This is a genomic window from Metabacillus mangrovi (assembly GCF_009711125.1).
Lineage (GTDB): Bacteria > Bacillota > Bacilli > Bacillales > Bacillaceae > Metabacillus_B > Metabacillus_B mangrovi.
In genome coordinates, this window is sequence record NZ_WMIB01000015.1 from 67,984 (window position 1) to 87,327 (window position 19,344).

Annotated in this window: 18 protein-coding genes; 8 read left to right on the forward strand and 10 right to left on the reverse strand. The window is 48.5% G+C overall.

Features of this window, described 5'->3' with window-relative positions; genetic code table 11:
* Positions 1 to 20 precede the first annotated feature (20 nt).
* The 3 genes from GKZ89_RS14235 to GKZ89_RS14245 all read right to left on the reverse strand — a co-directional run bounded on the left by GKZ89_RS14235 (position 21) and on the right by GKZ89_RS14245 (position 3,663).
* A complete protein-coding gene (locus GKZ89_RS14235) occupies positions 21 to 866 on the reverse strand; it encodes a metallophosphoesterase (RefSeq protein ID WP_430697367.1) in 846 nt (281 codons plus the stop codon).
* A 203-nt stretch (positions 867 to 1,069) separates the two neighbouring features.
* Positions 1,070 to 2,383 (reverse strand): beta-N-acetylhexosaminidase, encoded by a 1,314-nt coding sequence (gene nagZ, locus GKZ89_RS14240; protein WP_155113071.1) that lies wholly within the window; start codon positions 2,381 to 2,383, stop codon positions 1,070 to 1,072.
* Positions 2,380 to 3,663 carry a TcaA 3rd/4th domain-containing protein gene (locus GKZ89_RS14245; protein WP_155113072.1) on the reverse strand — a complete coding sequence of 428 codons (1,284 nt, stop codon included), beginning with the start codon at positions 3,661 to 3,663 and terminating at the stop codon, positions 2,380 to 2,382. Before GKZ89_RS14245 ends, nagZ begins: the two co-directional genes overlap by 4 nt.
* A 174-nt stretch (positions 3,664 to 3,837) precedes the next feature.
* On the opposite strand from GKZ89_RS14245, the gene GKZ89_RS14250 reads away from it, so the two are divergent.
* From GKZ89_RS14250 to GKZ89_RS14260, 3 genes are read left to right on the forward strand one after another with little or no spacing between them, the layout of a single operon-like run.
* The gene (locus GKZ89_RS14250) at positions 3,838 to 4,329 is read left to right on the forward strand and encodes a zinc ribbon domain-containing protein (protein WP_155113073.1); all 492 of its coding nucleotides are present in this window, start codon (positions 3,838 to 3,840) and stop codon (positions 4,327 to 4,329) included.
* 15 nt (positions 4,330 to 4,344) lie between these two features.
* Complete coding sequence (locus tag GKZ89_RS14255; protein WP_155113074.1) at positions 4,345 to 5,964, forward strand: zinc ribbon domain-containing protein; 1,620 nt, start codon at positions 4,345 to 4,347, stop codon at positions 5,962 to 5,964.
* A gap of 12 nt (positions 5,965 to 5,976) precedes the next feature.
* Complete coding sequence (locus GKZ89_RS14260; RefSeq protein ID WP_155113075.1) at positions 5,977 to 7,386, forward strand: zinc ribbon domain-containing protein; 1,410 nt, start codon at positions 5,977 to 5,979, stop codon at positions 7,384 to 7,386.
* Between the two features lie 410 nt (positions 7,387 to 7,796).
* Here the strand turns inward: GKZ89_RS14260 and tatC are convergent, their stop codons facing one another.
* Positions 7,797 to 8,522: a twin-arginine translocase subunit TatC gene (gene tatC / locus GKZ89_RS14265; RefSeq protein ID WP_155113076.1), complete on the reverse strand. Its 726-nt coding sequence runs from the start codon at positions 8,520 to 8,522 to the stop codon at positions 7,797 to 7,799.
* Between the two features lie 455 nt (positions 8,523 to 8,977).
* On the opposite strand from tatC, the gene GKZ89_RS14270 reads away from it, so the two are divergent.
* A complete protein-coding gene (locus tag GKZ89_RS14270) occupies positions 8,978 to 10,732 on the forward strand; it encodes an alkaline phosphatase D family protein (protein ID WP_155113077.1) in 1,755 nt (584 codons plus the stop codon).
* A gap of 19 nt (positions 10,733 to 10,751) precedes the next feature.
* Positions 10,752 to 10,961 (forward strand): twin-arginine translocase TatA/TatE family subunit, encoded by a 210-nt coding sequence (locus tag GKZ89_RS14275; protein WP_155113078.1) that lies wholly within the window; start codon positions 10,752 to 10,754, stop codon positions 10,959 to 10,961.
* A gap of 385 nt (positions 10,962 to 11,346) precedes the next feature.
* Here GKZ89_RS14275 and GKZ89_RS14280 read toward each other — a convergent pair whose 3' ends face one another.
* Positions 11,347 to 11,676, reverse strand: a complete 330-nt coding sequence (locus GKZ89_RS14280; RefSeq protein WP_155113079.1) for a hypothetical protein — start codon at positions 11,674 to 11,676, stop codon at positions 11,347 to 11,349.
* 45 nt (positions 11,677 to 11,721) lie between these two features.
* Here GKZ89_RS14280 and GKZ89_RS14285 point away from each other — a divergent pair, with 45 nt between their 5' ends.
* Entirely contained in the window at positions 11,722 to 14,118 is a 2,397-nt protein-coding gene (locus GKZ89_RS14285) for a bifunctional diguanylate cyclase/phosphodiesterase (RefSeq protein ID WP_164502888.1), read from the forward strand.
* Positions 14,119 to 14,504: 386 nt separating this feature from the next.
* On the opposite strand, the gene GKZ89_RS14290 is transcribed toward GKZ89_RS14285, so the two are convergent.
* The 5 genes from GKZ89_RS14290 to GKZ89_RS14310 form a co-directional block, all read right to left on the reverse strand.
* Positions 14,505 to 14,972 (reverse strand): RDD family protein, encoded by a 468-nt coding sequence (locus GKZ89_RS14290; RefSeq protein WP_155113080.1) that lies wholly within the window; start codon positions 14,970 to 14,972, stop codon positions 14,505 to 14,507.
* Positions 14,973 to 15,048: 76 nt separating this feature from the next.
* On the reverse strand, positions 15,049 to 15,834 hold the full coding sequence (locus tag GKZ89_RS14295) for an HAD family hydrolase (protein WP_155113081.1): 786 nt from the start codon (positions 15,832 to 15,834) through the stop codon (positions 15,049 to 15,051).
* A 556-nt stretch (positions 15,835 to 16,390) separates the two neighbouring features.
* Complete coding sequence (locus tag GKZ89_RS14300) at positions 16,391 to 16,822, reverse strand: DUF350 domain-containing protein (protein ID WP_155113082.1); 432 nt, start codon at positions 16,820 to 16,822, stop codon at positions 16,391 to 16,393.
* Positions 16,823 to 16,842: 20 nt separating this feature from the next.
* Positions 16,843 to 18,069, reverse strand: a complete 1,227-nt coding sequence (locus tag GKZ89_RS14305; protein WP_155113100.1) for a glutathionylspermidine synthase family protein — start codon at positions 18,067 to 18,069, stop codon at positions 16,843 to 16,845.
* A 17-nt stretch (positions 18,070 to 18,086) separates the two neighbouring features.
* Positions 18,087 to 18,407 (reverse strand): hypothetical protein, encoded by a 321-nt coding sequence (locus GKZ89_RS14310; protein ID WP_162356893.1) that lies wholly within the window; start codon positions 18,405 to 18,407, stop codon positions 18,087 to 18,089.
* A gap of 100 nt (positions 18,408 to 18,507) precedes the next feature.
* On the opposite strand from GKZ89_RS14310, the gene GKZ89_RS14315 reads away from it, so the two are divergent.
* Together GKZ89_RS14315 and GKZ89_RS14320 are read left to right on the forward strand one after the other, a co-directional pair.
* Positions 18,508 to 18,948 (forward strand): hypothetical protein, encoded by a 441-nt coding sequence (locus GKZ89_RS14315; protein WP_155113083.1) that lies wholly within the window; start codon positions 18,508 to 18,510, stop codon positions 18,946 to 18,948.
* Positions 18,945 to 19,337, forward strand: coding sequence for a ribosomal maturation YjgA family protein (locus GKZ89_RS14320; protein WP_155113084.1), 393 nt, complete (start codon positions 18,945 to 18,947; stop codon positions 19,335 to 19,337). Before GKZ89_RS14315 ends, GKZ89_RS14320 begins: the two co-directional genes overlap by 4 nt.
* The last annotated feature ends 7 nt before the right edge of the window (positions 19,338 to 19,344 follow it).

Genomic DNA, 19,344 nt, shown 5'->3' on the forward strand with positions numbered 1-19,344 from the left:
AAATGGGAAGAAAACTCCCATCAATCCTGCCCATTCTTCCGCAGTGATACCACCACCAATTCCGGCTGATTTCCGGCACGGACCGGGATCACACTGTTGCCGAGCCCTCTGCTGATGACCATCGTGGTATCCTTTGAAGTATGCTTTCCGACTGTCAGCTTCGGCAGCAGCCCTTGATTTGGAGCGATGAGCCCGCCGATGAAGGGGAGCCGTACCTGCCCGCCGTGGGCGTGGCCGGAGAACACTAAATCAACATTGTACTTTGCATAAACCTGCAGCAGCTCAGGGCGGTGCGAAAGCAAAATCGTGTAATCCGATTTCTCCTCTCCGCCGGCAAGCCTGATTCCTTTCTCAGCCACAGCTGGTTCATTATAGCCTCCGCTCTCTGCTGCGGGATCATCGATTCCCATCAGGCGAACAGAGTCAGGCCCTTTCGATAACTCCACCGCTTCATTCCGTAAAACGATGACTCCTGCTTTCTTCAATTTCTTCTCCAAGCTGCTGTATTTCCCCGACAGCCACTCGTGGTTGCCCGTCACAAAATAAACAGGGGCAATGCTCCTGCTTTTCCTGGCGAGAGTAACCGCTTCATCTTCGCTATAGCGTTTGCTGTCCACCAGATCTCCGGTAAAAACGATGACATCCGGCTTAATCCGTGTCATTTTTTCAGTCAGGTTCACCTGATCTTCGCTAAATGATTTGTTATGCAGATCAGAAACCTGCAGAATTTTATAGCCGCTGAATGCTTCGGGAATCTTCCGGGAGCTGACCTCAATCTGGGTAACGGTCACCCCATTGTTTTGTATGTAAAAGTAAGCCGCTAATACAAGGAAAAAAGCGAATGCAGCAGTGGCTTTCCGCTTGATGGATGGGGCTTTTTTTGTTTTTTGGATTGGAGCTGGCATATGATTCATCCTCCACAAAAAAGCATAATCTATTTGAAGGATAATACAGTTTGATGGAAAGGGATAGGGGATTGGTGGTATTGTGATAGAAGATTTTGGAAAGGTATAAGATGTTATGCCTTAAAACCAAAAAGGAATCCGTCCGAAGGCAGATTCCTTTTTGCTTATTTCTTTATATATTGTTCAATGGCATCTGAGCTTTCTTTGCTTCCTACAACCTTCTCAGCTTCTTGCGGATCGGCCTGAGCAGGCTTTGTATGTGCCAGCTTATGGCTGATGATCCTCAGCACAGACTTATCGATTCTTTCTTCAGAGATCTCTCCTGTCTTTACCGCTTTCACCAGGCGGTCGTACATCTCGGTTTGATTTTTGTAATCATGGCAGACGAGAAGGAGGTCGACACCTGCTTTGATCGCTTCAACACCCATGTCGCTATAGGAATAATATTTATTCACAGCGCCCATTTCCATATCATCCGTAACGACAATCCCGTTATATCCAAGCTTTTGACGAAGAAGATCAGTGATGATCGGCTTCGAGAGGCTTGCCGGCTTATCCTGATCGTAGGCAGGATATTTAATATGGGTCACCATAACAAAATACTGGGAGGATGGACTGTTTTGAATCATCTCTTTGAATGGATACAGATCAGAGCCTTCAAGTTCAGACTGTCCAGCTTGGACAGAAGAGGTATCTTTGTGCGGATCGACCTTGCTTCGTCCATGTCCGGGAAAATGTTTAAGTGCTCCTGTTATATTTGATACATTCAGCCCTGCTACCGCTTCCTTGCTTAGCTGATAGGTCTTCTCAGGGTCGGTTCCGAGTGACCGGCTGTTTGTGGAAGACAGATCCAGTACAGGCGCGAAGTTCACATTGATCCCCATCGCCTTTAACTCTCTTCCATTGATCCGCGCAGTTTCCCTTACGGCCTGAGAGGACCCGATTTTACCTAGCTCCTGCTGGGAGGGGAGTGGAGACACCTGGTCCTTCATTCTCGTAACAGATCCGCCTTCCTGATCCACTGCGATCATGAGCGGCAAGGTGTGCCCGCTGCTTTTTGCAGAAAGCTGAAGAGAATTGCTCAGCTTGGCGACCTGTCCGGGAGAAGACATATTCCGGTCAAAGTATATGATCCCTCCGACTTTCCTATTTTCAATGAACTCTGCCGCATTTTTGTTTTTCTCCGTACCATGGAAGCCAACCATCATCAGCTGGCCGACTTTTTCCTCAATCGTCATATCGGCAAGAAGTTCTTTTGCGTTTTCAGCGCCCGATGATTTCGGAGTGGAGGGATCCACAGCAGGTGTTTCTTTAGAGACAGGCATATTTTTATCTGCCGGCACCTTCTCGGTCTTCACATGTTCTTCAGCAGGGACATCGCCGCTGCTGCTTTGCTGATTTATTACCAGCAGGCTGATAAGCAATGCAGCAGAAAGACAGACAATAAAAACGATCCAACTCTTTTTTCGATTCATCATTCTATTCTGGACCCGAGCTTCTTAATCTCCGGATTATCCAGTTTCCAGCCTCCTTCAAATAATAAGTGCCATTTTCCGCCCCAGGTTTGAACCTTTGTAAACCCATCCTCTTGCGTATCGTAAGAATCGAGGGTAAAGCTGACAACCGCTTTCTCAGGAGAAACTTCGGTAATCTCCATATAAGTGATTTCGTTTTTAAAATTGTTTTTAAGACCGGCTGACCAATTTGCGAACTTGTTTTTTGTTTGCCGTGCCGAACTCAGCAGATCGTAAGCAGCCTGATAATGCCCTTTTGAAATCAAAGAATAATGATTTTCTACCGTGTTTCTGATGACCATCTTTTCTGCGTCAGCGCTGCCGACAGCCATTTTATCTTCATCAAACAGAAGTTCAATGTCTTCCTCCGCTGCAGTGACCGTCTCGATGTTTGACTTCTGGCTGCCGGATACCGCTTGAAGCTTTGCAGAACCGTCCACTGCCACCGGTCCGAACGGAGAGGCCTGGGAAATTTTCAGTCCCGTATTTTTTCCGTTGAGGTAAAGCTCTGCATCCTCGTTGTTGGAAGAAAGATATACTTGATTGCCTGTCATATCAAACTCGGCTGACAACGTTTCCTCTTTTGCTTCAAAAGAATTCAGTTTTTGTTCTTCTTTCAGCTCTGCATAAGCTCCCTTGTAGATTGCCTGAATGGTATGGCTCCCTGGAAGGAATGGGCCGAATGTTTTTTCCTCTTCTTCTTTCAGAGTACCCTGTTTTTCTCCGTTGATTGCAACTTGAATGTCTTTGTTTGCAGAAACTCTGATATAAACGGGTTCAGCCTTAATCGTATACGTATCGAAAAGAAACCATTCTTTTCCAGATGCTTTTATTGAAAAAGCCTGCTCCTGATAGGAAGGATTGCCGGCATCTGCATCATCTGCCTGTTGCATGAGCTGATCCATCTCTTCCTTCATAAAGTCCAGCCCCTGAGTCTCTTCATTTAGCATCCATTTGGCTTGTTTTTCAGTCACCTTTAAAATGGAAGCGACATCCTCTGAGTCTTTAGAAGAAACAGCTTGTTCGAATTGTTTTGCGAGTTTTACAGGATTGTTTCGTTCTTTCCCGTACCAGTAGCCGCCGGCCAATACAATCAAAAGTAAAATGCCGGATCCCCCGAGCAGCCATGCTGCGCGCTTCTTTTTGTTGCTTCTCTGCTTCTTCCCTTGAACTTCAGCTCCACAGTTCGTGCAGAACGGCTTCCCCTTTTCCAACTCTGCATGGCATTGATGGCAATTATTCAAAAACGTTCCTCTCCTCTATCAATTCCTATTCTTCTCATATAGTAATCCATAAGTCTCCCGTCTACAATCATACTTTTGCTAAATTATTGTAAAAATAGATAAAAAGGTATATTAAAAAGGTCCTAGTTATGGTATTTTTATGGCTGTACAAAAAAACCTTTGAGGTGAAAAAAGATGAGTGATTTGCAATCCACGCTCGGCAGCGGCCTGAACAAAATCCAGGGCAGTCTGCAGCAGGGCAAACAAAAAATCCAGACAGCACAGGAAGTCAGCCAATACAAAAAAGCCCTGTATGAAGCAGGCACAGAGAGAGGCGAGCTTCTGCTTAAGCTTGGGGAATCCGTTTACCAGATGGTGCGGAACGGCGAGCTGCAGCATGACGAATTTAAAAAATACCAGCAGCCCATCATGGTTTTGGACCAGAAAATGTTCCAGGCCCAGCAAGCCATCGCTCTTCTAAGCGCTAAAAGTTCAGAACAGCATATATGTTCCGCGTGCGGCACAGCTGTAACCGAACAGGACAAGTTCTGCGGATCCTGCGGAGCTAGAGTGGAAATCCCTGAACAGCAACCAGCTCAGGAAATGAAGCCTTGCCCTTCCTGCGAAGAAATGATTCCGGAAGAAGCCCGATTCTGTACATGCTGCGGCATTCATACAGCAGGGTAAGGGGGGAGTACATTCATGTATTGTAAAATCTGCGGTACAGCCAACCTGGATCACGCCAATTATTGCCTTCAGGACGGGGCTGTTTTACCGAAAAATAAAAAAACAGCAACTCTCGGTTTTCAAAAAAGCAAATCTCACTTCTGTTCCAATTGCGGGAAAGAAGCAGGGGATTCTGTAAACTACTGCATGGCCTGCGGTACTTCCCAAACCGCCTACCAGCCGGCAGCAGAAACAGTGATCAATCATCCCGCAGTACCTGCTGCAAAAATGAACAGCACTTCTGTAAAAGGCCTGTTCAGCGGCTTTAGTTTATCCCTTCTAAAAAAAGCACTCATTCCAGCTATTATTGCATTTGCTTTCATGCTGATTGCCAGCATTGGAGCCTACCTGCCGATTAAAGATACCCTTAATTCCTGGTTTATCGAATCCTTGAACAACGAATCATTCGAGATCCTAGAGGAGATTGGAAGTGACAATGATCTTCCAGAGCCCGGTGATCTATATGGCTACACCGATACCGTAATGTCGGCTCACCTTGCCTCCCCGGTATTTCATTTCCAGGGAGCCTCTGAGTATATGGATATGGCAAAAGGATCAGCAGGGGTGAACTTTCTTCCAATCTTCTTGTTCCTCATTCCTGCAGCTGCCTTTATGCTGGCAGGCTACCTGTTCGGGAGAGGAGAACAGACAGACAGCCTTGCAGAAAGATTTCGCGGGGCGCTCTGCATCGGTGCCATCTATGGAATTTTGATCAGTGTACTCTCTCTTTTCAGCGGCTTCTCCTATAAAGTGACGACTGAAGGGTTTACTATTTCAATGGATGCCGCTTATCCGTTTTTCCAGCTCCTGTTTACAGGACTGATTGCAGGAGGACTGCTTGCGTTTATCGGGACCCTTTTCAGCTTGGAACACCGAAAATTTACCGGTCATCTTCAGGGGAGAATCCCGTTCGGCAGCTCTCTGCACCATGGTTTTTCAGCGTTTATCCGCATCTTTGCGGTTTTTGCCCTGCTGTTCACCATTTATGCGGCTATTAAAATTCAAGAGCTGAAGGATAGTGCAGGTATGCTTTCCCTTTATGAGCCTCTATGGAAACTCCTTGAGAATGCAGCTTTCTTTGCCGCTTCAGTCGGCTTTCAATTTGGTTCTTTCGTTTTAGGAATGATCCATTTCGTCCCGCTGTCCTTCTCGGGGGAAGGAGATGGAGAGAAATTTGAACTTGGGTACTCTCTTTACACTGGATTTTATGCAGAACAGGGCTCAAGTGTAATGGATGCTGCCGGAATCAATACGTTTTTAGAAATGAACAACGGACCATTTTTCCTTCGGCTATGTATCATCATTCCCATTCTGTTCCTTGTTTGGGGAGGTTACAGCATGGCACGGAGCACCGGAAGCAGCCTTTTGAATGTATCTGTCTTCAGTCTTGTATATGCTGCGTTGATGGCCATCCTTGCCAATGTCTCAGCGTATTCCGTCCGGACCACCTTTAACGGCAGCTACTATGACGGTCCGGCGAATGAATTTTTCATACTCGGTGTCAACAGTCTGGCCCTATTCTTTTCAAGCTTTATCATTGCATTCGCCTGCGCGTTCCTTGGCCGTTACCTGGCTCAGTGGAAAAGTGCGCAGTAAGGAGGAACGAACGTGAATTATTGTAATACATGCGGAAATGAGATCGGACGTGACCAGGCTTTCTGTAAAAATTGCGGAAGCTCTCATACTCCTGAACCAAGTCAGCATACAGAATCGCAGCAGCGTTCCGGTGGGAAAAAGCTCCCGGCAAAAGTAAAAGTCATCCTGATTTCTGCTGCGGTTTTATTTGTAGCACTGATCGGTACACATCTTTTCTTATCAAGCCGGTTTACTCCAGCTGCGGCGATTGACCGTTTTGAAAAAGCCGTGCTTTCAAATGACAGCAAAACGGTAGCGAGCATCGTGAATGAAGGCCAGAAGCGGATTAAGATCACAGAAAAGGATGCATCTGAATACATCCAATTTCTGACGAAGGAAGAGGATTTCAGTGACCTTTCCAGCCAGCTGAGAGAGCAGAGCTTTAAGCTTTTAAGTTTTGAGCGGGTTGACCCGCTGACGGACAGTGCCGGGAATGAACTGATGAAGCTGGCCCGCGGTCCTAAGAAATGGGTGTTTTATGACAACTTCAATCTGGTCTTCTATCCAATTGAAGTAACAGCAAGCTCTGATTTGGAAAAGACCGTCTTTTATGTGGAAGGCAAAGAAGTAAAAACAGGCAAACAGGCGGATGAAGCAGTCAGCCTGGGCTCCTATATGCCGGGCACCCTTAAAATAAAAGGGAAGCACAAAGGGGAATACTCAAGCTTTGAAGAGGAAACAGAAGCTGATTTCCTAGACGCATCTGAAAACATACTGCAAGTATCCCTTGAAATGAATGCCGGCTATGTGTCCGTCTATTCTGATGAATACGATGCCAAGCTGTATATTAACGGAAAAGCCACTGGAAAAACCATTGACGAGGTCGACTCAATTGGGCCGGTAGCTATGGATGGCTCAGTAAGCACCTATGCCACTTTAAAAAACGATGGCAAAACCGTAAAAAGTGATGTAGTCAAAATCACAGATGACTCCGAAATCGACTTATCATTTGATATCGAAGAACCATCTGAAGATGTATTTGCAACGGAGGGAACCGATTTCTTCGCAGATGCTGAACCTGCCAGCAAAGAAGATTTCCAAATGTTCTTCGATGCCTACTTTTCTCAAGCGACCTATGCCATTAACGCCCGGGATTTTTCTCTCGCTGCCGAGTATTTTACGCCTGGAAGCAAAGCCTACAAGGAATCCTCCGATTACATTGGATACCTTGAGAAAAAGGGAATCACAGAAGAGTATCTCGGTGCAGAAGTCATTCAGGTAGATGAAGCGCCGGAAGGCTACTATGTCCAAACAAGGGACAGCTTCCGCATCATCAGCGCGGATGGATCCTCCAAAGATAAAACGTACCACTCCAAGTTTTATGTAAAGGACACAGACGAAGGGTACAAAATCGATACCTTGATGAGTGTGAAGGAACTGTAATGAAAAAGCCGCCTTTATTGGGCGGCTTTTTTACGTTTGTGAGACCTTAAACAGCATGTCTTTGATGGCGGTACTCTGCCAAGTGCTCTGACCCGCACTTCTCTACCGTACTAAAGCTCCGGCACCAATTCTTGTAGCCCTTGTGCCGCAACGGTTTGCGGAAGGCTGCCTCTGTCCCCACTTGCGGTGAAGCAGCAGGGGACTGGCATCGTGCCAGTCCCCACATTCTCTACCGTACTAAAGCTCCGGCACCGACTCTCGTAGCCCTTGTGCCGCAACGGTTTGCGGAAGGTTGCCTCTGTCCCCACTTGCGGTGAAGCAGCAGGGGACTGACCCCGCTCGCTCGTCTACCTTTACAGCATGCATTGACCACGCCCACGCAGAGTAACCCCCTCAAACCTAAGGAAAAACTAAACTCCAGCCTCCTGCACCTTCAGCTTTCTCCTGTACACGACCTTGGAAAGACTCACACTGAATTCATAAAGCAAAATAAGAGGGACCATCACGAGCAGATCCGAGATGAAGTCCGGAGGGGTGATGAGGACTGAGACGACAATCAGGGCAAAATAGGAGATTTTCCGGGCTTTGACCAGCCGGTTCGGATTGATGAGGCCGATGCTCGTCAGAAACAGGATGACGGCCGGCATTTCAAACAAAACGCCGAACGGGAGCGTGGAGTTCATCATGAAGCGGAAGTATTTTTCGGTTGTATAGAACATTTGAAAGTGACCGGCGGACAGCTGCTGCATGAAGTTGAGCAGGATGGGAAAGACGATGAGATAGCCAAAAGCGATTCCGGTCAGAAACAGGAGAAATAAAGCAGGGATCAGGGCAAGGGCTGCTTTCCGCTCAACAGGTCCGAGGGCAGGCAGTACAAATCTCCAAGCCTGGTAGGCGGCAATCGGAATCGTTAGAGCGACCGCTGCCGTCCCGCTGATCATGAAGTACACCCACAGTACATCAGATGGGCCGAGTATCGCCAATTTTCCGTCCAAGTCCTTTATTAAAAATTCATAGATGGTTTCTACATAGAAAAAAGCGGCTGCCATAAATACCAAAAATGAAATCAGCACTAAGATGATTCGTTTTCTTAACTCCTCTAAATGCCCAACGAGTGATAATTCCCGATCTTCCATTGCATTCAAACTCCTCTCTGCGCAGATGGCTCCATCATATCGGAACGTTGTTAAGAGGACATTACCGTTATGTAAATGGTTCGAATCAGCCAGAAAAGGACGTTTCTACCAAATATTCACTTCTAGAAGGGCGTTCCAATTTCCTAAAAGACCAGCTTGATCTCTTGCGGGGACCGGATTCCCTTCCATTTCCCGGCAGAGTAGAAGTATTCTATATTTCTAAAGATTCAATTAATTTAATCTGGTCCTTTTTAAGGAAAAATCTTCATATTTGAACGGAGTTAATAAGTCCCTCTCTTCCAGTATGACTGGTTTCTAAACCCTCATTTATACATCCTCCCGTAAAGGTCCTGCGCAGATAGGCTTAGCTTCTCAATCCGCACAAATCCTCTCTTTACAATCCATTTATATAATAAGCCTTGTTCCGCCAAAATTCTGGAAAGGGTGAGGAATACATGAAAGAGAAACAGCCTTTAGATGAATGGATGGAAAAATTAAAAGAAGTCAGTTTCCAGGAGAACAAATTCAACCGGAAGAAGTTTTTCGAAGGAGCAGGGAAGATTGCCGGCTTGACGCTTGGCGCTACCATTGCTCAGTCGATGGCTGGCTTCCAGCCGGTACAGGCAGCCCCTAAGTTTTCAAATTATCCTTTTACGCTCGGTGTAGCATCGGGCGATCCTCTATCAGACAGCGTCATTTTATGGACAAGGCTCGCCCCTGACCCCCTTAATGGAGGAGGAATGGAGCGAAAAGCCATTCCGGTCAAATGGGAGCTGGCTAAGGATGAGCACTTTAAAAAGATCATCCAGCGCGGCGAGGAGCTTGCCACACCGGAACTCGGCCACTCCGTTCATGCAGAGGCCACCGGCCTTAAACCGAATACAGAGTACTATTACCGTTTTAAATCCGGGCATGAACTGAGCCCGATCGGCAAAACGAAGACGATTCCGAAAGCGGGAACAGCCGTTTCAAGCATGACGTTTGCCTTCGCATCCTGCCAGCAATATGAACACGGCTATTACACCGCATTCCAGCACATGGCGGAGGAAAACCTTGATTTTGTCATCCATCTCGGCGATTACATTTATGAGTACGGGCCAAACGAATATGTATCCAAGTCAGGAAATGTCCGCACCCACAGCGGTCCGGAGATCATGAACCTGCTCGACTACCGCAATCGTTATGCGCAGTACCGGTCAGATGCAAATCTGAAAGCTGCCCATGCTGCATTCCCGTGGATTGTCACTTGGGATGACCATGAAGTGGAAAACAATTATGCGAATCTCATCCCTGAAAATGATCAGTCTGTAGAAGCCTTTGTCAAACGGAGAGCAGCCGGTTATCAAGCCTACTATGAGCACATGCCGCTTCGGAAGACATCTCTGCCAAACGGCGCTGATATGAAACTCTACCGGGACTTCTCCTATGGAGACCTCGCCTTCTTCAATGTGATGGATACCCGTCAGTACCGGGATGACCAGGCCAACGGGGACGGTGGAAAGCCTCAATCAGATGAGTCACTGAATCCGAAACGCACACTTACCGGAAACAAGCAGGAAAAGTGGCTGATGAAAAACCTGGCCAAATCCAAAACAAGCTGGAACGTGCTCGCCCAGCAGGTCTTTTTCGCCCAGCAAAACTACGGAACCCCGGAATCCCCTAAGTTCAACATGGATGCATGGGACGGGTATCCTGCTTCCCGGAAGCGGATCACTGATTTTATTGCGGGTCAGAACTTAAACAATATCGTCGTATTGACGGGAGATGTCCACGCAAGCTGGGCCTCCAATTTAACAACCGACTATGACAATCCAGATGCCAAAATCTTCGGAGCAGAATTCGTCGGCACCTCCATCACATCCGGCGGGAACGGGGCAGACAAGCGGGCGGATACGGATACGATCCTGAAACAGAACCCTCATATCCAATTCTTCAACGACTACCGCGGCTATGTACGCTGTACCGTTACTCCTGAAAGCTGGCAGTCCGATTACCGCATTGTCCCGTTCGTCACTTCACCGGGCGCAGCCGTCTCCACCCGGGCCTCGTTGGTCTACCAAAAAGACCAGAACGGTCTGCTGAAAGTAGCATCCAGCCAAGTGCCGGAAGGAATCCAAAAATCCGATGAAGTGGAAGACGATCGGATGGGTGCCCACCTGAAAGCCCATAAAAAACAAAACGAAAGCCGCAAAGAAAAAGTAACGCAATAAAGAAAAGGAGGAAATCATTATGCCATTCGGAAACATTGGAATCCCGGGTCTGATCATGATCCTCGTCATCGCGCTCATCATCTTCGGCCCATCCAAGCTCCCTGAAATCGGAAGAGCCGCCGGAAACACCCTGAAAGAATTCAAGAACGCCACAAAAGACTTAGTGTCTTCATCCAAAGGAGAAGACACGAAAGAGACGGAAAAAAAGGCTGATCAAAAAATTGGATAAGAGAAAGAGCCAGTCTGAGCGTAGCTTAGGCTGGCTCTTTTTGGAAATCACCATAGAAAAGCAGTCAGCCAGCTTACAAGAAGGTTGATGGCCGCTGCAAGAAGAATCATCGAAGAAACCCATAAAGCCATGATTACCCTCTTCACAAACTAATGCCGGTGCCGGGCTTTCTTCTCTTTATGAAGCTATGTAAAGCAAGCAAGTTGATATTATGAAACTTGTTGATTGAAGCGGAAGGTGTGAGACTCCAGCGGGAGCAGTGGGAGAGGTGAGACCCCGCAGTCGCGAAGCGAAGAGGAGGCTCACCGCCCGCCCCGCGGAAAGCGAACACCTGCAACGGAAATCAACATCCAAGTATAAGGAAGTTTTTTATAAATGAGAGGGCCTATGCCAGACAAAGCATACGCGATGAAATTCCATGATTTTGTAAAAAACTCTGCGGATTAGAGAATACTCCATGATCAAACTGATCATATAGAGTATCGCCCATTAATATAAGACAGGCTGCAAATGTACACTGAATAATCGAGAGCATAAGAATGGCGTTTTTTACGATTTCTGCTGCGAACATGGCTGGCTCCAGTCTTTTTAATGAAGTATACCAAGAGAAGACCAACATTCGGAACGTTACTGGCCTCCGGTTGTCTATACCTATATAAATACCGCATTTTTTTCCTTGCCGGAGAGCCAGGCCATTAAAATTTTCCCCCATCATCCGATATAAATCCTACCTGACTGAATTCTTAAAGGGGACTCTCACATGCTCTCTAACACTTACAATATACCACTAGTTGTTTTATCCATTCTCATCGCCATCATTGCTTCTTTCACTGCACTCGATCTCAGTATCAGAATGACAAAGGCGAAGAGGCAGGCACGATACATTTGGCTTGCTTCCGGTTCGGTTGCGATGGGGCTTGGGATTTGGGCGATGCATTTTATCGCGATGCTCGCCTTCCATTTGTCGGTACCGGTCACGTACGATGTGGCGATGGTGGTGATTTCCATATTACCGGCGCTTGCAGCTTCCGCTATTGCACTGTTTATCATCAGCCGGAAGGGAATCGGGCTGAAACAGAATTTGCATGGAGCCTTATTTATGGCCATTGGAATTGTATCAATGCATTACACAGGGATGGAAGCCATGATGATGGCTGCGGAGATCCAGTATGATCCGGTCCTCTGGACGCTGTCTGCCGTTGTGGCGTTTGCTGCCTCACTGGCTGCGCTGTACCTGCTTCAATATGTTAGCAATCATCCGGACAGGCCCGGGATCGGCTGGATCAAAGCGGGAAGTGCGGTCGGGATGGGCTTTGCGGTATCAGGCATGCATTATACAGGGATGGCAGCTGCCACCTTTCATTCTCATTCCGATCACATTCATCCTTCAACTTCTGCTTTTAACAGTACCTTTCTCGCGTATTCCATTGCAATCGGCATGCTTATTTTGTTTGCGATTGTTTTTCTTAGCATGTTCATCGACCGCCGTTTTGAGCATCAGTTTATAAAATCAGAACGGAAATTCCGCTCTGTCATCGAGTCAGCGAATGATGCGATCGTTTTGTCTGATAAGGAAGGGAAAATCATTTCCTGGAACAGAGGGGCGGAGCGCATCTTCGGCTACAGGGAAGCAGAAGTGCTTGGAGAAGACCTGCTGCTGATGATAACAGACCGTTTTAAGGACAGTCACCAAAAAGCTGAAATCGGAAAAACCGCTGAACTCGAGGGTCTGCATAAGGAAGGAAGAGTATTCCCAATCGAGCTGTCTCTTGCTTCCTGGAGTGAGGAAGGTGAGGTTTATTTCAGCAGCATCATCCGTGATATCACCGAACGGAAACAGAATGAGCAGAAGATCAACGAGATGGTCTACCGGGATTCTTTAACCGGACTTCCGAACCGGCTCCTGTTCAATGACCGCCTTTTGACCGCTCTTCACCAGGCTGAGAACAGCAAGCAGCCGGTCGGTGTAATGTTTATTGACCTGGACCGCTTCAAAAACATCAATGACACTCTCGGACATGATGCAGGGGACGAGCTGCTGATTGAAGTTGCAAAGCGGATAAAAGCAGCTGTTGGCAAAACGGATACAGTCAGCCGGCAGGGGGGAGACGAGTTCATCCTGCTGCTGCCGGATGCAGCCTCGGGTGAATTGACAAAAAAAGCCCAGCGGCTCCTGGAAGTGTTCAGTGAATCGGTTCTAATCAAGAACCTGGAGCTCGTCATCACCCCCTCTATCGGGATCGCTGTTTATCCTGCAGACGGACGGGATCTGGAGACACTGATCAAAAATGCGGACACCGCCATGTACAGGGTGAAGGAGCAGGGCAAAAACAGCTTTCAGTTCTACGACCCGAGCATGAACGAATCCGTTTCGAAAAAAATGCAGATCGAAATCGGTCTGCGCAAAGCATTGGAACGAAATGAATTTAAGGTCGTCTACCAGCCCCAGGTTGAGGTTCACTCAGGCAGGCTGATCGGAACCGAGGCACTGCTGCGCTGGACCAATCCGGGGTGCGGGACTGTATCCCCAGCGGAATTCATTCCGATTGCAGAAGAGACCGGCTTGATTTTGCCGATCGGAGAATGGGTGCTCCATCAGGCCTGTCTTCAGAACAAAGCCTGGCAAAATGCAGGCCATCCGCCGATGAGGGTAGCTGTTAACATTTCGTCCCGCCAGTTCCGGCAGAGCAACCTGGTGGAAAAAGTCCGGGAAACACTCCTCCGAACAGAGCTCGAGCCACACTATCTGGAACTCGAACTGACTGAAAGCATCATTCAGGATTCACAGCATGCGATCGAGAAGATGCACCAGCTAAGGGAGATGGGAATCCATCTATCCATCGATGATTTTGGGACCGGCTATTCCTCCTTAAGCTATTTAAAAACCTTCCCGATCAATACGCTGAAAATCGATCAGGCCTTCACCCGCAACATCTACACAGATCCCAAAGATGCCTCACTCGTCGATACCATCATCAACATGGCCCATAACCTCGGCCTAAAGGTGATCGCAGAAGGCGTTGAAACCCTGGAACAGCTGGAATTCCTTCAAAAAAAGGAATGCCACGAAGCCCAAGGATACTATTTCAGCCGGCCGGTTTCTCCGGAGGACTTGGAAATATACCTTGAACAGCAGGCAGTGGAAGCAGTGATGTAATTTGGCCTGTGCGGTGCACTGATTCTAAGGGCTTTAAAGGAAGTGGGGAACAAGCAGGCCTGTGCGGTGCACTGATCATCCTACGTATTTAATGGAAGTGGGGAACAAGCTGGCCTTTGCGGTGCACTGACCCCACATGCTTTAAAGGAAGCGGGGAACAAGCAGCAACACTTACGCTCCTTCTCCTGTCAGTCTTTTTGGAAACAGGGGAGGAGGTTTACTGCTTTAGCGAAAGTGGGGTCAGAGCCGAGCTCTGACCCTCACTGCGTTAAAGGAAGAGGGGAACAAGCAGCAGCTCTCGCACCCCTTCTCCTGCCAGTCTTTCTGGAGGCGGGGGACGGAGGTTTAGTGCTTTAGCGAAAGTGGGGTCAGAGCACCTGGAAAAATCAAACCGCCTCCCGCTCCACCCGGCTGACCGATCCCTTCTCCACCACATACGTATCCGCCAGTAGATCATGCAGCGCCTGCTTATGTTTTGTGAGTCCGGCCATTATGTAACCGAAAAAGAAAATGAGTCCTGAAAGAATGCTGGATAGATAACGTACAGTTGCTTTCCAGAACGAGATACGATCGAGCCCCTTCTCACTGACTACGATGATACTGACTGCCATTTTTCCGGGTGTAGCCTGTAAACGGGAAGAATGGAAAAATGAAGTGTACAGCCACGGGATCGAGAGGTAGACCGCTACCCCTAAAACTCCTACTATCGACTCGAAGGATTCCTTCTGTATTCCCGCCGAATCCAGAGCCATCCCTGCTGCACCGATCAGCAGCAAAAATAGGAACGTAAGAACCCCCACTATTATCCCATCAATCATGTATGCTCCAGCTCTTTTCCAAAAACCTGCCTGCATCCTTTACCCCTCCCAAAAATTAGAAACACCTATATATTCCCATGAGAGAAGGGGGTGAAACCACTTAAACAAATGTTTATTTAACCAGGCCGAGAGACTGCAGTCCCTTATAAATTCCAGAAGAACTCACGTCCGCAGTCCGGTGCTTCGCATACGGAAACAAATCCGGATGTGCATTTCCCATCGCAAACCCTTCACCCGCTGAAGCAAGCATTTCCTTGTCATTCATCCCGTCTCCAAAGGCAATCGCGGTTTCCGCAGGCAATCCGAGGTGCTTAAGAAATTGACGCAGTCCCGCCCCCTTGTTTACATCCTCGCGGATCACATCAAAGCAATGCCTGAGACCATCCACATTCACCTGTGGAAGGTGGATCCCCTCTGCCTGATAATGGACAGATCCCTCTGGACTGTCCGTAATGACCGTCATCCCCAGAATAGAATCTAAATCTCCGGCTTCCATCTTTTTATTTTTGGTTAAATGGAGTTTTTTCTTAAACATTTTCGTCCGCTCCGATTCGGGAGATGTATAGAGGTTGTATTCATGGGTGTACAGGATGATTTCGTGATTCTTCTCCTGCGCTGTAACGATAAAGTACTTCACCGACTCGCGGCTCATCGGAAACTTAAAAACGTCCTGCTCCTCATGAATGCCGTACGCCCCGTTGTATCCGATAAAAGATTGAATGGAAAGCTTCTCAGCAATATGGGAAATCTCATGGATTGGCCTGCCGGTCGCAAGGACCGCTAGTATTCCCTGTTCCTGCACCGCGCTGACTGCAGATACTGTTGAATCCTCAATCGTATCCTCCGGTGTAACAATGGTTCCATCTATATCGAGAAAGAGTGATTGATAGTGAGTCATCGCAGATCCTCCTAAAAATGATAGTTCCATCATAACAAATGAGGGAGAGGGTTGGGCGGGGGAAGACCTGAGCCCGGCTGCTGCCTGGGCGGGGTTCCGCATACAGGGGTCAGTCCCGCACTTTGCTAAAGCACTAAAGCTCTGGCACCTGAACAGGAAACCCCTTGCGCGACAAGGGGTTGCAACTGCTATCCTCTGTCCCCTGGTGCGTTAAAGCAGCAGGGGACTGGCACCGTGCCAGTCCCCACATTGGCTGCCGTACTAAAGCTCCGGCACCGCCTCTCCAACCCCTTCTGCCTCAACGGATCCCGGCACTGAGTCTCTGTCCCCACATGCGTTAAAGCAACGCGGGACTGACCCCACCAACAGCAACCGCCTCTCAGTAAAGCTGCACAGACCCCGCCAATCAACCGCCTCTCAGTAAAGCTGCACAGACTCCGCCAATCAACCGCCTCTCAGTAAAGCTGCACAGACTCCGCCATCAACCGTCACTCAGTAAAGCTGCACAGACCCCGCCACTCCAAACAAAAAAAGCACCACTAAAGGCGCTTTCATCTCACTGATCCTTCAGCATCTCATAAACCGCATCATAAGAAAGCGATCCTGCAATGATCAATCCAACTGAAATAGAAATTAAGAACAGCAGGATGGCAACAGCGGTGTTTCCTTCTTCGACTTTTTTGGCAAGTGAGACCTTAGGGAAAATCAAATGCTCCACAATCCAGTAGGAAAGGATCTGGGCGGCGAGACCGAACAGGCTCCACAGGCAGTAATCAATGAGGTTCAAGGAGTATTGAGCGGCGGCCCAGATAACGATGGCAAGGCCGAGAATTTTCCCGCCGAGCTTGATGGCAGCCGCGGTGTTGGCCTGTTCCAGGATCTGCTTGCGCTCGCTCATTTTCGTTGTGATGCTGAACAGGAATGCGCCTGCTATAAGAAACGCGAGGCCGATTCCGAGGTAAGTTAAAGTATGCAATAAGGCTTCCATTGTGTTGGCTCCTTTTCAAGTTATGGTTGTAATCCGGCCGGAAGGAAATAGGCTTCGTTGCCGGTGATGGCGCTGCCGGCGCGGATTCCGAAGGCTTCCGCGTGGCGGCCGATGACGAAAGCACCGATGAGCAGGTGGGCTTCCTCTTGGCCATAAGGCGTTTGGATGGCTGCAGAAGGCAGCTCCTGATAGGCCTGATAGATTTTAAGAGAGTCCCCATACGTTCTCAGACTGTTTTCTTTTAATGGGGTGCCGTCAGAATGGAAAATCGTGATCGTATCTCCTTCCCGGCCAAATGCAGGCTTTTCGACAAAGGGCAGGCTTCCATTTAAAAAAGGTTCGCGGTCCAGGTACGTCGGGAGAAAATGATCTTCGATCCAGCGGTGCTCTTCCGCTGTAAAGTAATCGTGCTTTTCCGTATGAAGGCCCCAAATGAGCGCCTGCACAGCCTTTGACTGCAGCAGGAAGGCGGACATCGGCTGCAGCATTGCAAGTTTTCCGTCGGCGACAAGCTTCAAAAGCTCCACACCGACCGCCGTCCCATCCTCATCTTTGTCATCCACGAGATGCTCGATCGGATACGTCTGGCGGTACAGCACGTCAATCCGGGTGCCAGCAGGGGTGTAAAGCCCGTCATCTTCAATCAGCTTCAGCTCTTGAAGCGGAATGATCTCATGCGGATACCCGAACAATTCGCCTAGATAGAAGGCTGTATTCCAATCCTCTTCATGATCATGATGAGCGGTAAACACGACCTTCGGAGCCTTATGATGCGGCCACAGCTTACGGACCGCCGTTCGAATGGCGTTCTGAAGGTTTTCCTCGCAGCCCTCATTTACGTCCTTCAGTCCAAAATGGCGTGCTGCGATCCCGTTTACGCGAAACAGTTCGTATATAAACGTCGGGGTGTCCGCATTTAATTCATAATGCTTATAGCCCTGCTCTGTTTTGACGAGATCCACCCGGCGGATCACACCCTCTGTATCCAGCGGTTTCAGCCGGAGGAAGGGAAGGGTCTGTTCCGGGTATCCGAGTTCGAGCAGGGTTTCATCCGGAAGCGAACGGAGCAGGGGGGCAGCCTTGTCATAGATCGCTGTTATTCTCTCCGCTGCCTGACGGATGTTCTGTGCTTCCAAGTCTGATAGAATGTTGGCATCATAAAGAGCATATGGCTCCTGAAAAAGATCATGCCAGAAGCGCGGGATGGTCCGGTAAAAGGCCTGGCGCGCTTTCTCGTGCTCAGGCAATCGGCTCCGTGCCGCCATCAGCCGCCGAAGCCGCCCTTGGATCCGCTCCCGATGCCTGACTTCGCTTTGTTTATGTAGGATTTATAAGAAGAGTTCTTCTTCAGCGCATTAGCTGTCGCGTAATAAGCTCCGCCCCAGAAGAAATAACCGAAGCGGGGACTGGAGTCGTCATCACACTGCCAGGCTTCCGTATCGTTATCCCACTCCCAGTCGTCACATGAGTCATCCTTCGGCTTGGGCGGCCTGTCATCGGATGAACAGCCTGACATGCCAAACGCCAGTACAGAAGCTGTTGCTGTCATCAGCACATTTTTCATCATTCGTTCTGTCTTGTTCACAGTAAACCTCCTTGTCAAAAACGTTCCATAAAAAGTTTATCACATTTTTTTCAAAAAAACGGAATTTTCCCATATACTATAGTTGAAAGGATGTGCGGACATGTATCCTGTATTGGAATACCGGCTGAATGACCCGCTGAACGGGTACCCGGCCATCTATCATTTTACGGATCTGGATCCGATCCAGATTTTCTGCAGGCGAAGCTGCGACTACTTTGTCCTGGAAGGAAAGGTATACGAAGTCACGAGCACGGCCCTTGAACGGGACCGGTTTGTCATTTACCTGAAGAAGGATGAGGGGGAACAGCCCTTTAAAAGTGCGCCTCTTGACCGGCCGCTAGGAATCGAGATCCGTCTTTATGAAGAATACTCGGAAAGCAAGGAATTTATGTATGTCTCCTGCTTCGACCATATTGAGGTCTTCTCCCGGCTGGACAGCACCTATCTCACTTTAAGAGGGAAGGAATACGAACGGGTGAGCGCCGAAATGGATCAGGACAGGCTTACCTATGTCCTGTACGTGAAAGAGACGGCAGAATGAAGCGCTCCCGGCCGTTTTATGGACTGCTTCTGATCCTCGTGATCGGCCTCGGACTTCTCTCGCGGAGGCTTTCATTCTGGCTTCCCGACGGTGTAAATACATATTTAGGTGATGCATTATGGGCTGCCATGATCTTTACCGGATTTGCCTTCCTCTTCAACCGGAGGAATACAGCCGTAATCGCTGCTGCAGCCGGTCTGTACTGTATTCTGACCGAATGCAGCCAGCTTTATCAGGCGGCGTGGATCAATGAGGTACGGGAAACAACGGCCGGCGGATTGGTGTTGGGGTATGGGTTTCTCTGGAGCGATCTGATCGCGTATGCGATGGGAATAACCGCCTGTACAATGACGGAATTAGCGGCTAAAAAGCGTTCTGCTTTTCAGTAAATTCACT